Here is a 13618-nt window from a genome sequence, read left to right as displayed (position 1 = left end):
ATTTAAATTTGAGAAACATTAAAAAAATCTAACCATGTCTGACTTTAACGAATTTGACCAGCAAGGTTCTGCTCCCAATCGAAATACAGGATCTATTATTTCGCATGCTTTCGAGATGTATAAAGGAGTTTTTCTCTACGCTGCAGTTGTTACGATTATTTATTTTCTCGCTGATTTTCTTGTACAGTCTATTTCAGGTGTCAATTACTGGAGTGATTTCAGCAATTTCAGAGACTTTGATGCAGAAGATTATGATTACAGTAGATGGAACCGACCAGGAATGTCACTTTACTACTCTGGCTATGGTTTGTTAAGTATTTTTATTTCGCCACTTTTTGTGGGGCTGATTTATATTACCAATAAATTTAATAATAAAGTTCAGATTGAATTTTCAGATTTGTTTATTGGCTATCGTCAAAATTTGGGGAACATTTTACTGTATAGTCTGATCACCAATATCATCCTGACTATTGCAGCGATGATGTGTGTGATTCCTGTATTTTTTGTTTTTCCGTTATTTCTTTTGGGTTATCCCATTCTTTTATTTGAGAATGCAAATGCAATGGATGCAATTTCAAAAACTTACAACATTGCAAAGGAAAACTATGGCGTTTTTTTAGGAACCGGAATTTTAGCAGCTCTTATTTCTATTTCTGGAGTATTACTTTGTTGTTTTGGTCTGATTTTTACTTATCCATTTATTTATATTGCCATGTATTCTGTGTACTGTGCATATCTCGGTAAACCAAGACAAATAACTTACAAATAATGTCAAACTACGAAAAACAAATCAGCAGTGTTGTTATCAAGCAAATTGCTCTGCTCGCTATTATATTGATTTTAGCGGCTTTAATCTGCTTCAACTTAGCACTTTTTATACCTTCTGTATTAGGAGCAATTACGATTTATGTCGTTTGCAGAAAGTATAATTTCTATCTTCAGGAGGAGAGGAAATGGAAACCCTGGGCTTCGGCTTTAGTTTTAATGCTGGCGAGTTTGATTATTATCATTCTCCCGATTTACTTCATTGCCGATCTTTTGATAGAAAAACTTGGAAATGCACAGGCTTACATGAATAAATTCAATGTTTTTATCGATAAGATTCATGATTTTGTTTATTCTAAAACTAACATTGACCTTTTAAGTAAAGAAAATATGGCGAAGGTGAAAGAAACGGCTGGTCGTTTTTCCACAACGGCATTAAGTGGCACTTTCAATACGATGACTGTGGTCATGTCGATGTATTTTATTCTTTATTTTATGTTTGAAAGACCGAGATTGTTTGAAAGGATTTTGGCTTCTGCTGCACCTTTGAAAAGAGCAAACGTGTCTATGATTGGTGAGAAGATGCGTAAATTAATTATGGCCAATGCAATTGGAATTCCTGTTGTAGCTATTGGACAGGGGATTATCGCTTTAATCGGATATTTTATTTTTGGAGCGCCAAGTCCGATTCTTCTTTTTGCTTTGACGGCAGCAGCATCAATGATTCCTATTGTTGGAGCAGCCATTATTTATGTCCCTATTTGTATTTTTATGATTGCTGAAGGTCAAACCGGTCCGGGGATTGGTTTGGGAATCTACTGTTTGGTTGTTGTAGGTCTTACCGATAATATTCTGCGATTTACTTTACTAAAAAGACTGGAAGATATACATCCTTTAAATACTGTTTTCGGAATTATTATGGGAATGAATCTGTTTGGGTTCATGGGATTGGTATTCGGGCCGATTTTGGTTTCTTTTACCCTTCTCCTGATTCAGGTTTACAGAAACGAATTTTCAGATGATGACACGCCGGAACTTGAACTTACGAGTAAAGGAAATAATGAAGATTTAGAAAATAAAATTGATTTAATAGTTTAAAAAATGGAGCAGGGAATAAATCCTGAAATTTTACAGGAGATTTGTGTCGTAAAAATGCCTTTCGGAAAGTATCAAAACACTGTTTTGGCTGATTTACCGATAAGCTATCTCGAATGGTTTAACAGGCAAGGAATGCCAAAAGGAAAACTGGGAATGCAATTGGCGACAATTTATGAGATAAAATTAAATGGTTTAATGGATTTGCTGAAGCCTCTTCGTGGAGGAAAAGTTGAATATGAGAAGCCAAAAACGAAGGTTTATAAATTCTAAGCAATAGATTTATTATTATAAAAATTTCGGCGGCTCCCAAAGGGAGCCGCCGAAATTTTATATTTATTTAAAATCAACCCTTCAAAGCTGCAATCTCATCTCTCAACTGTGCTGCTTTTATAAAGTCTAAATTTTTAGCAGCGCCTTCCATTTCTTTTTGCTTTTGAGCCACTAATTTTTCTACATCTTCAGTTGCGTAAGTTGCTTTTACATCCGCGACTTTCTGTAAAATTTGTTTCTGAGTATATTTTTCGTCAGGGAAATCTTTGCTTCTTCCAACGAGGTTTTCAGAAATCTTTTTATTTAAAGCCATTGGGACTTTACCGTGTTCTGTATTATATGCGATTTGTTTTTCTCGACGGTATTCGGTTTCATCGAGAGTTGCCTGCATTGATTTGGTAATCTTATCTGCGTATAAAATGGCTCTTCCATTCAGATTTCTTGCCGCACGACCAACCGTCTGAATCATTGATCTTCTGCTTCTTAGCATTCCTTCTTTGTCGGCATCAAGAATTGCAACAAGTGAAACTTCTGGTAAATCTAGACCTTCTCTCAATAAGTTGACCCCAATCAAAACATCAAAGATCCCAAGACGCAAATCCTGCATGATTTGAATACGCTCCAAAGTTTCAACATCAGAGTGAATGTATCTCGTTCTGATCCCGAATTTTGTGAAATATTTGGTCAGTTCTTCCGCCATTTTCTTGGTTAAAGTGGTCACCAAAACTCTTTCGTCAATTTCAGCACGTTTTCTGATTTCCTCCATTAGATCATCAATCTGATTTAAAGAAGGACGAATTTCTATAATTGGATCTAAAAGCCCTGTCGGACGGATGATTTGTTCGATATATTCTCCGCCTGTTTTTTCCAGTTCATAATCTGCCGGAGTTGCAGAAACATAAATAACCTGATTTTGAATGGCCTCAAATTCCTCAAATTTCAAAGGTCGGTTATCCATTGCAGCAGGAAGTCGGAATCCGTATTCCACCAAAGCTTCTTTGCGGCTTCGGTCGCCACCATACATTGCGTGAACCTGTGGGACGGTAACGTGACTTTCGTCAATGACCATCAAATAATCTTTCGGGAAGTAATCTAAAAGGCAGAAAGGTCTTGAGCCGGGCAATCTTCCGTCAAGATAACGTGAATAATTCTCAATTCCTGAGCAGTAACCTAATTCTTTGATCATTTCAAGATCGAGTTCTGTTCTTTCCTGAAGTCTTTTTGATTCTAAAGGTTTCCCGATTTCAGAGAAAAAATCCACCTGTTTTACCATATCATCCTGAATATTTCTGATGGCTCCATTCAAAGTTTCTTTTGAAGTCACAAAGAGGTTGGCAGGGTAAATTTGAATCTGATCAAAATTGGCAGTTGTATTCCCTGAAACAGGATCAAAACTTTGGATTTTTTCAATTTCATCTCCAAAAAACTGAATTCTCACGCCATTATCTGCGTAAGCAGGGAAAATATCTACCACGTCACCTTTTACACGAAACGTACCTCTTGAGAAGTCTGCCAATGTTCTGGAATATAAAGCATTAACTAAAGAATGAAGTAGCGCGGTTCTTGTCGTTTTTTCACCAATTTCCAAGGAGATTAGTGACTTGTGAAATTCTGCGGGATTTCCGACACCGTAAATGCATGATACTGAGGCTACAATAAGTACATCTCTTCGTCCTGAAAGTAAGCTTGCAATCGCCGAAAGTCGAAGTTTTTCCACTTCTTCGTTGATGCTCAAATCTTTTTCAATATAAGTTCCTGAACTTGCGATATAGGCTTCAGGTTGATAATAATCGTAGTAACTCACAAAATATTCAACAGCATTTTCCGGGAAGAATTCTTTAAATTCCATGAAAAGCTGAGCTGCCAAAGTTTTATTATGCGCTAAAACTAAAGTCGGTTTCTGTGTATTATGAACCACATTGGCAACGGTAAAAGTCTTCCCGGAACCTGTCACCCCGAGTAAAGTCTGATATTTTTCACCGATTTCCAAACCTTCAGTCAGTTTTTCAATGGCTGTAGGCTGATCTCCGGTTGGTTTATATTCTGATTGAAGCGTAAATTTCATACATCAAATTTATGAAATAAAAAAGAGTCCTAAAGATGTGTGAACTCATAAATGTTTTTAAAGTTTTACTCAAAAAATAATATCATTTAAGAACAAACGAAGAGTTACTCTCTTGTAACATTTCTTAATTTCGGGCCTTCATTGTCATAAATGTGAGCCGACCACGAGACGTACGGATCATCAAAGGATATAGGGTGAATTTTAAAAATATTTTCTTTTGGATCATTAACTAAAATAGTCACACATTCTAAATCATATTTTATCTTAGATTCCCAACCAAGAGTGAATTTTATATAGTGGTCTATACCTAGGCTGGTTAGATTAATGATTTTGGCATGATGTTTTACAAAATATACTAACCTGTCTTTTATTTGTTGCCAGTCAAGGTTTTCATTATTATCAAAACTGAATTCATGTGTTATTTCATTTATTTGTAAAATGCCAAACCAATAATTACTACTTAGATCATTTCTAAATTCAATTTTATTTTCTTTACTTAAATCGACTATCATATTTCACTTTAGAATAGTTTGCTTACTTTAAATATACTCAAAACTCTAGTTAGCTTCGCAGAAAAATCCAAATTTTTGACTCTTTCTATGGTTTATTTAAATACAAAAACCGCAAAGCTGGAACTTTACGGTAGGATTTCACATAACAGGTGAAATTTTATAAATTTATTGTGTTTTTTTGAAAGTCTCAAATGTCATACTTAAAGGGATTTTATATTGATATGCTACAGGTTTACCATTTAAGGTTGCAGGTTTCCAAACTACATTCTGGTTTGCCAATTTAGTAGCTATATAAGCTTCATTATTAAATTTTTCATTGTCTCCAGAAGTTTTAATATCTCTTGCTTTTCCATTTTCATCGACAATAAAAGTAATTACAGATTTTAGCGAGCCTTCATTACCGCTCAGCACTGATCCATTAAAATTTCCAGAAACTAATTTTCTCAATAGGTTAGCTCCACCTGGAAATTCTGCGGGAACTAAATCGGCGGCTTGACCTTCAACAGCTGTGGAAATATCTAATACCGTATTTTGTGATTTATCTGAATCTTTTTTTATTTCAATAAGCTTTGCATCTACATTTTTTCTGGGAGTGATCGTATCTTTTCCTTTGATGAACGCTTTTGCTTTAAAACCCATGAAGGTTTTTTCCTTTTCATTTTGGTAATTTTGAAAATATTGGTGTGTCATTAAATTTACCTGATAAGGTTCAGGATTTTTTGCGCTTATCGCATTAGGGTATCTTTTGCTTACAGATTGATGTGAAAAATCTTCAGGCTTGTAGTTTTGTAGATCCTGATTTTTGGTTTTCTTACCGTCAATCCATAAACCGTATTTTTTCGAATTCTTAAAATCATTAAGTTGATTTTGGGTTACATTAATTTTTTCAGATTTTTTTATATTAAAAAAATAAAATGGAGTTGCGTCTCTCTGTTCTTTTGTAAGTTGAAAATAGAGATCTTTAAGTTTTTCTCTGTCAGATAAACTTACAGTTTTCTCAAACTCTGCATATTTTTTTAGTTCTATAAGATTACCATATTTTTTAATTATCTTATTAAACTCAATGTAAGGGTCTTCTTCAGCAAAAATACCTTCACTTTTACCTGAGACTTTTGATAAAGAGTCTTTCGCATAGACTTTCTCCACAAAAAAACCGGCAAGCACAATGAAAAGAGGAATCGCCAAATACTTTTTTGCTTCCGCAAATTTTGAATTTCTTTTGGTCATCATAATAAATCTTTTTTTGGTGTTATTGAAATTGAATTGGTGTGTAAGTTTAAAGTTTTGTTGTTTCAGAACCTCATTCAAAATCAGTTCCTGATAGTTTTTAATGTTTTCATTTTTGATGATAACTTCTTCATCGGCCAAAAATTCATGATTGGTAATCATCACATTTTTATAGAAGTAGATGAAAGGATTGAACCATGAAAAAGCCTTTATAATTTCGATAAGTAATACATCGAATGAATGCTTTTGTTTTACATGAATTTCCTCGTGTAGAAATATTCTTTCGTCAATTTTTTGATCCTTAAAATACTTTTCAGAAAGATAAATAGTGTTCAAAAAACTAAACGGCGAAATCTCTTTTTCAAGCAAAACAACATTACGGTTCTGATAAATGATCTTCCTACCTTTCAGTGTTTTAATTTTTAGTATTGAATACAGTATTTTTGCAATCAATATTCCTGAGATTACAAAGTAAATGATTAGCAATAATTGAGTGTAATCAAACGTTTCTGCCTGTACTGTATCTGGATCTTGTAAAATCTGTATTGGACTTTCCTGCTCAATCAACAGGACTGGTTTGTCCTTTACGATTTCTTTGGTTTTAATCGTCACAAAAGGAATTGTGTATGAGAAAATAAGCCCCAACAATAAATAGAAGCGGTTGAAGGTCAATGTTTTCTCTTTTGCCAGAAATAAATAGTAGAGTCCAAGCACAATTCCTGAACACAAAATTATTTTTAGAATGATAGTTTCCATGGCTATTCTTTTATTTCTTTGTCGATAATTTCACGAAGCTCTTTCAACTGTTTTTGACTCAACTTTGTATTTGAGGTAAAAAACGAAGCAAACTGTGTCACCGAGCTGTTAAAAAAACGGTCAATCATAGAAGTCATTTCTTCCTTGAAATATTCACTTTTCGCAACTTTTGGAAAGTATTCGCGTGAATTTCCATATAATGTGTAGCCTACTAAATCTTTGTTTTGCATTCTTTTCAACAAAGTTGCAACGGTTGTTGATGCGGGCTTCGGTTCAGGGTAGGATTCCAGGATTTCTTTCATAAAAAGTTTTTGTTTTTCCCAAAGCATTTCCATTATCACTTCCTCAGAATCTGTCAGTTTTATTTCTTTCATGTTCTACGTATTTATATTATGTTCTACAAATGTAGAATAAAAATTTAATTCTGCAATTTTTTATGGCATTATTTTTACACTCAACTTATTAAACAATTTTAATTTTATAAAAAAAATGTTATTCATCAATTAAAAAGTTGTTTGTAGTTAAATATTTTAAAATTTCTTTTAAACCAATACATATTATATATGAAAAAATTACTCTTACCCATTGTATTAGCTTCGGCAACAATGATTGTTTCGTGTCAGGGAAAAGGCAAACCAAGCGAACCAGCAGCGAAAGAAGAAAAAGCAAATACAAGCTATAAGCCTTCTTTTGAAGGACAAACAAGAATAAGTCCCGTAAAAACATCAACTCCTTACAATGTAGAAATTCTAACTAAAGATTTAGGTAGACCATGGGGAATTGTGAATTTACCAGACGGGAAGTTTTTAATTACCGAAAAATCTGGCTTTATCAATGTCGTTTCGGCAGATGGAAAACAAATTTCTAAAATAGAAGGATTCCCCAAAGTTGATGATAAAGGACAGGGCGGAATGCTCGACGTAACTCTGGATCCTGATTTTAAAACGAATCAAATGATTTATTTTGTTTTTTCTGAACCTTTTGGCGATGGAAATTTAACTTCAGTTGCGAAAGGAAAGCTTTCTGCTGATATGAAAAATATTTCTGACGTTAAAGTGATTTTCCGGGCAACGCCTTCGTATGATGGCGATAAACATTACGGAAGCCGTCTTCAATTTGATAAAGATGGTAGTTTGTTTGTGAGTACCGGTGAAAGATCTGATAAAGAAACAAGAGTTTACGCTCAGAAAACAGATAATTATTTAGGTAAAATCTTAAAAATTACCAAAGACGGAAAACCTGCACCGGGAAATCCTTTCATTGGTAAAGATGGTTATAAACCTGAAATTTATGCCTTCGGAATTCGTAGCCCGCAAGGTTTGGCTTTAGACGAAAAAGGTCAGCTTTGGGATATCGAAATGGGACCGAGAGGTGGAGATGAAATCAATTTAATCCAGCCAGGAAAAAATTACGGTTGGGGAGATGTAACCTACGGAATTGAATACTCGGGTGAAAAAATCAACAACGGAACGACTCAAAAAGAAGAAACGGAACAACCTGTTTATTATTGGGATCCGGTAGTTTCGCCAAGTGGAGTGACTTTCTACACAGGAAATATTGAAGAATGGAAAAATAATCTTTTTATTGCCTGTCTGAGCGGACAACACATTAACAGAATTGTGATGAAAGACAATAAAGTTGTGGGCGAAGAGCGCTTGCTTTTAGACCAAAAGGAAAGATTCAGAGATGTTCTGAATGGTTCTGATGGAAATCTTTATGGTATTACCGACAGCGGAAAATTGTATAAGATTTCGAAAAAGTAAATTCGCAGAGATATAGTCCCGAAGGGACGACCTAACAGAGAAGAGGATGCAATCCTATCAAATAATATCATAATAAAAAAAGAGGCTGCAAAATCTTAGATTTTGCAGCCTCTTTAAATTTAATTCTAAAAACTTTTAATAATCCTGTTCAATCCTTCTTCCAAAATTTCTCTGGAAGTAGAGAAGCAGATCCTGATGTGGCCTTCTGCTCCTTTTCCAAACCAACGTTCAGAACCGGGAACAACGGCAACTTTTCCTTGCTTTAAAACGTGTTGAGCAAACTGGTCGCTCGACATTCCGTTTTCAATTTTTGGAAAAATCACAAACGTGGCTTCGGGAAGATTAGGCGTTAAAATTCCTGAATTACTCAAGATGCTGTGCGCCAAATCTCTGTTGTGTTGCAAATGCGTTAGGAAATCATTAAACCAAGGTTTTGCTCGGTCAATTGCCACGCTTCCTGCAATTTGTGACAAAGTAGAAACACCTTCAATGGTAGAATTGAATTGAGATTTTTCTGTGAAATCGTCAAGAAGTTCCTGATCATTGCATAAAACTGCACCAATTCTTAAACCCGCAATTCCAAAAGACTTTGAAAACCCGAATACGGTAAAACTCTTCTTTTTAGCTTCTTCAGAAACTGATGAGTACGTATTGAATTCTCTTTTATCGTAAACAATATCGCTCCATATTTCATCACTCATCACCCAAAGATCATGAGCTGCTGCAATTTCAGATATTTTCTTTAAGATTTCTTTTGAATAAACCCTTCCAACCGGATTGTGAGGGTTGCAGATGCTGATCATTTTTGTTTTAGGACCAATTAATGAAACCAACATCTCAAAATCAATATTTCCGGTTTTAGAATCTACCGGACATAATTTCAGAACTCCGCCAACTGCGTCAACGGTCTTTTTAAATAAAAAATCAACCGGATCAAAAATGATGGCTTCATCACCAGTATTTAAAACATATTTGGCAACCATAAACATTCCCATCGCAGCACTGTTGACCGCCAATACATTTTCAGGAGTGAAGTTTCCGTTTTTTCCTGTGTTGAAATGTTCTGAAACGCTTTTTTTGAATTCAGGCAGACCGGAAAATGGCCCGTAGCTCAAATATCCGTCTTTAATATATTCAATAATGCCTTGCTCGATCTCGGTAGACATTCTGAAATCCGGATCAGCAGCAGTGAGAGGAATAATTCCGTCTTCTAAAGTTGCCCATCTTCCGTTGTAGGCCTTTTTTTTGAGAGCCTCAAAATTTATATCAGTATTATTAAACATATTATTTGTAAGAGATTGGTAAAGAGTCTTTTGGTTGTTCGCTGATAGGTAATAGAAACTGCTCAAGCAATATTCTGCCGTTTTTAATGTGTATTTCTATTTCAGGTTTTCTTTCCTGCTCGTATTTTTCAAAGGTTTCCTCCAGGTCTTTATTTTCCAATAAAAGCTGTGTCAGAATGTAAGAATCTTTTAGAGCTGAGGTTACACCCTGACTTGTAAAAGGAATCAGAGGATGTGCTGCGTCACCTAAAAATGCAATATTTTTATAATGAAAAGGATTGAGCTTTTCCAATTCATATACTCTCCAGATGTGAGCGTTTTCGTAGCTAGATTCTTTTACAATCGATGAAACCAAAGGATTCCAGTCTCCGAAATTATCCAACATAAATTGCTTGATGCAATCTGCCGTATAATCTTCATTAATGAAATAACGGGTGATATCAAACTGACAATACCATAAAATCTTGGTTGGAGACAGTTTTAAAACTCCGAAAGTCAATCCGCCGTCTTCATGGTGAAATTTATGAAAGTTGCCCTCAATTTGGCTGGCGATTTCTTCGTTTTCGATGATGTTGACGACTTCATTTTCTCTCACCGCCTTCATCACTTCATCCTGAAAGATTGCCCTTCTGATTCTGCTTCTTGAACCGTCAGATGCAATCACGACATCGGCCTGTAGTTTTGCGTGATCTTCAAATTCCAGTTCGGCTTTTCCTTCAGAGAAACCTGTAAGATTCAGAGTGTTTCTGTAAGAAATTTTGTCTGCCGGAATATTTTGGCTTAAAACTTCAATCAAAGTACTTCTTGAGATCACAAAAACGTTATCCAGATCTTTTTCTGAAAGAACGTTTCCGTTGTGACAGTAATGAATGTATTTTTTCAGGAAACTTCCTTTGGTGTAAAGATCATTGATGTCAATAATTTCCGAAAGGTATTCAATTCCTTCTTTTGGGAGGATAAAACCGTGACCTTTCAAATCGTCTTTTGTACGTCTCTCGTAAAGATGATAGTCGATATTATTTTTTTCTAAATAATTGGCCATGCTCAATCCTGAAACTCCGGCTCCGATAATCGCAACTTTACTCATCTTTTTTGTTTAATTATTTTTCTTAAATTTTTTCACGGTTAAATTTTCATATATATCATAAAAAAGTTCAGCCACCTACTTATGTTGAACTTCTTGATTTTTTGAAAAAAGTCAGTTATTGATGACAATGATAATTTGAAATATTATGAAAATCCTTTTTTGCAATGCAAATTTAAATAAAAAATTAAATTATTTATAAAGATAAATATTTATTACAGTAAAAATAATATTTATAATATTTTATGAATTACTAGTTGTTATCATATTTAAAAGTTGTTTGGATCCATTTTGAATTTTAAATCCCAGCCTCTTTAAATAGAATAAAAATGTAATTTTGATGAGATTCATTGGTAAGTAATGATTCGGAAAAACATAAACTATGTACTGGGAAAAAATTTCAAAGTCTGCCATCAAGCAAAGAGTATTTGATGCATTAAATAAAAATGTTAATTACCTGAATGGATCTGTTTTAGGATTACCCGGAACGTTTTTAGAGCAAGAACAATTTTATGATTTTTCCTTTCTAAAGGAAGCCCCCTTTCTTTCAGTATTAATGAAAAATCCCAATCATATAGGTTGCCATACTTATACTAAAGGTGAAATGTATTTTTCCGGAACTCAGCAGATCGAGATAGATCTTTTGAAAATTTGTGCGGAAGAGATTTTTAATGCTCCAGAATTTGGATATGATGGCTATGTAGCACCTGGTGGAACGGAAGCAAATATACAGGCGCAATGGATGTATCGTAATTGCTTTATGCAAAACGCAAATGCAAAATCGTCTGAAATTGGGGTTGTCTTTTCAGAAGATGCGCATTATTCTGTTTATAAAAGTGCTAATTTGCTGGGTATATGTCCAATCTCTATAAAAGTGAATAGTGATGACAGGAAAATTATGTTGGATGACCTGAAAAGTAAATTGCAGGACTCATTCGAAAAAGGGATTCGCTATCTAATTGTGCATTTATCAATGGGAACTACGATGTTTGGAAGTGTGGATGAGCCTCAGGCGTTTTTAGATGTAGTCAAACAAATTTTCAATAATTATTATGTGCATGTAGATGCTGCTTTTGGTGGCTTTATTTACCCATTCTCGTCTAATGATTTAGATTTGACGTTTAAAAATCCAGAAATCAGTTCTATTACGGTAGATGGACACAAAATGTTACAATCTCCTTATGGAACAGGAATTTTTTTATGTAGAAAAGGACTGATAGAATATGTTCAAACTCCTGAAGCAGCTTATGTCTACGGCTCTGATTTTACTTTATGCGGTAGTCGCTCAGGAGCCAATGCTGTCTCAATGTGGATGATCTTAATGACGCATGGCTCGGAAGGTTGGAAACAGCAAATATCTGGTTTTATTGATCTCACAAATTATGTATGTGAACAATTGGTTGAGATGAATATAAAATTTTATAGAAATTCCGTAATGAATATTGTCGCTATTAGCGCTTCTGATATTGACGTAGAAATTGCGAAACAATATTTTTTAGTTGCTGATAATTATAATAATCCAAAATGGTGGAAAATAGTAGTTATGGCACATGTTACGAAAGATATGATAGATAGTTTTTTAAAAGATCTAAAAAAAACAAGAAAATTTGTTAATCTTACTTAAAAGGATATTATTGTCGTGGTAAAACCTGCCGTACTGCGGTTAACTGCAAATTTCATTGATGTGGGAGCAACTGTTCCCATTACTTTTTGATGATGTTTTGCAGCTATTATCCGAAATAAGAGCGTGGAGAATAACTGCAAATTATCTTTTTAAAACATATTTCTATTCTAACAATGGTGAATGTGTTTTTTCAGACACTATGATTCTTAATTAGAATTTGAATTCAAAATCCAAAGATCACCATTTTTAACTTTCTTGCGCTCCAATTTATTTTCAGTGCTTAGATTTAATAAAAATTCCTGAGATTTTTCAAACGAAGTATTAGAAAGTACTGCAAATTCCTGAGTGGTAAGTGTAGGGTAAATCGCAAACAGATTCTGCCAATCTGCAGAATATTCTTTTTTCTTAGTATCAGGATCGATTTTTTTTACTCTTTTTTCAAATTCTGCATAAGGTTTAAAACCATACAGAACATCCAGCATTTCGTCATCCTTCACAAAGATCAAAGTAGGAAATCCTCTTACGCCCAATTGTTTCCCTAAATCCAAATCTTTTTTGAACTCGATTTGAGCTTTAGATTCATAATCTTCTTTCCATTGTGCAACATCTAATTTTGCCAACGCTGCTGCTTTTTCTAAGTGTTCATCTTTTGTGATGTTTAATTTATCCAAGAAAACCATTTCACGGAGAATTCTTAAAAACACGATAGCTTTCTTTTCATCCTGCATTTGTGCTGCTTTGAAAGCGATGGATGGAGGATATGATGAGTTTAAAGGATCTTCAAGCCAAACTCCGCCGTCGATCGGCATTTTGTAGTGCGGGCTTACTTCTTCCCAATGTCCTGCAACATCGCTTGGTTTGCTGATTCCGCCGGAATTGTAGATGTCCCAAGAAGGTAAAAGTCCGCCCATTCGATAATCAATTTCTACAGCATCGCCATATTCTAATTTAAATTTTCTTAGCTGAGCTTCAATACCCCAACATGACGAGCAGATAGGATCTGTATAGTAAATGATTTTGATTTTATCGGTTTTTACCGTTGTAAATTCAGCAGAAGAAGATTCGTCAGCGGGTGTTTCAAGAATTTCGCACACACCTTTTTCGTAGTCACAATTAAGAAGAGGATTATTATTCATAGTATTAAAATGATTAGCATTAAAAAAGTAAGAAG

The 13618-nt window shown here is 34.4% G+C and carries 12 protein-coding genes; 5 read left to right on the top strand and 7 right to left on the bottom strand.

Annotated features, from left to right (window positions below; translation table 11 throughout):
* Positions 1–34: 34 nt before the first annotated feature.
* From LNP04_RS10550 to LNP04_RS10540, 3 genes are read left to right on the top strand one after another with little or no spacing between them, the layout of a single operon-like run.
* Entirely contained in the window at positions 35–769 is a 735-nt protein-coding gene (locus LNP04_RS10550) for a beta-carotene 15,15'-monooxygenase (RefSeq protein ID WP_229982937.1), read from the top strand.
* Positions 769–1863 carry an AI-2E family transporter gene (locus LNP04_RS10545; protein WP_229982936.1) on the top strand — a complete coding sequence of 365 codons (1095 nt, stop codon included), beginning with the start codon at positions 769–771 and terminating at the stop codon, positions 1861–1863. The genes LNP04_RS10550 and LNP04_RS10545 overlap by 1 nt, the downstream gene beginning before the upstream one ends.
* A gap of 15 nt (positions 1864–1878) precedes the next feature.
* Entirely contained in the window at positions 1879–2133 is a 255-nt protein-coding gene (locus LNP04_RS10540; RefSeq protein WP_229986291.1) for a DUF3820 family protein, read from the top strand.
* Between the two features lie 73 nt (positions 2134–2206).
* Here LNP04_RS10540 and uvrB read toward each other — a convergent pair whose 3' ends face one another.
* The 4 genes from uvrB to LNP04_RS10520 form a co-directional block, all read right to left on the bottom strand.
* Entirely contained in the window at positions 2207–4198 is a 1992-nt protein-coding gene (gene uvrB, locus LNP04_RS10535) for an excinuclease ABC subunit UvrB (protein ID WP_229982935.1), read from the bottom strand.
* Between the two features lie 104 nt (positions 4199–4302).
* Positions 4303–4710 carry a hypothetical protein gene (locus LNP04_RS10530; RefSeq protein ID WP_229982934.1) on the bottom strand — a complete coding sequence of 136 codons (408 nt, stop codon included), beginning with the start codon at positions 4708–4710 and terminating at the stop codon, positions 4303–4305.
* 165 nt (positions 4711–4875) lie between these two features.
* A complete protein-coding gene (locus LNP04_RS10525; protein WP_229982933.1) occupies positions 4876–6693 on the bottom strand; it encodes a M56 family metallopeptidase in 1818 nt (605 codons plus the stop codon).
* A 2-nt stretch (positions 6694–6695) separates the two neighbouring features.
* Positions 6696–7067, bottom strand: a complete 372-nt coding sequence (locus LNP04_RS10520; RefSeq protein ID WP_047443457.1) for a BlaI/MecI/CopY family transcriptional regulator — start codon at positions 7065–7067, stop codon at positions 6696–6698.
* Between the two features lie 189 nt (positions 7068–7256).
* Here LNP04_RS10520 and LNP04_RS10515 point away from each other — a divergent pair, with 189 nt between their 5' ends.
* A complete protein-coding gene (locus tag LNP04_RS10515; RefSeq protein ID WP_229982932.1) occupies positions 7257–8456 on the top strand; it encodes a PQQ-dependent sugar dehydrogenase in 1200 nt (399 codons plus the stop codon).
* A gap of 125 nt (positions 8457–8581) precedes the next feature.
* On the opposite strand, the gene LNP04_RS10510 is transcribed toward LNP04_RS10515, so the two are convergent.
* Together LNP04_RS10510 and LNP04_RS10505 are read right to left on the bottom strand one after the other, a co-directional pair.
* Positions 8582–9739: a pyridoxal phosphate-dependent aminotransferase gene (locus LNP04_RS10510; protein ID WP_229982931.1), complete on the bottom strand. Its 1158-nt coding sequence runs from the start codon at positions 9737–9739 to the stop codon at positions 8582–8584.
* Between the two features lies 1 nt (position 9740).
* Complete coding sequence (locus LNP04_RS10505) at positions 9741–10826, bottom strand: NAD(P)/FAD-dependent oxidoreductase (RefSeq protein ID WP_229982930.1); 1086 nt, start codon at positions 10824–10826, stop codon at positions 9741–9743.
* Between the two features lie 379 nt (positions 10827–11205).
* Between LNP04_RS10505 and LNP04_RS10500 the strand changes: the two genes are divergently transcribed.
* Complete coding sequence (locus LNP04_RS10500) at positions 11206–12447, top strand: pyridoxal-dependent decarboxylase (RefSeq protein WP_229982929.1); 1242 nt, start codon at positions 11206–11208, stop codon at positions 12445–12447.
* A gap of 206 nt (positions 12448–12653) precedes the next feature.
* Here the strand turns inward: LNP04_RS10500 and LNP04_RS10495 are convergent, their stop codons facing one another.
* On the bottom strand, positions 12654–13583 hold the full coding sequence (locus LNP04_RS10495; protein ID WP_229982928.1) for a DsbA family protein: 930 nt from the start codon (positions 13581–13583) through the stop codon (positions 12654–12656).
* Positions 13584–13618: the final 35 nt, after the last annotated feature.

The organism is Chryseobacterium sp. C-71, from assembly GCF_020911865.1.
Taxonomy (GTDB): Bacteria; Bacteroidota; Bacteroidia; order Flavobacteriales; family Weeksellaceae; genus Chryseobacterium.
The sequence above is the reverse complement of the archived record's forward strand: the minus strand, read 5'-3'. Positions and strand labels throughout refer to the sequence as shown.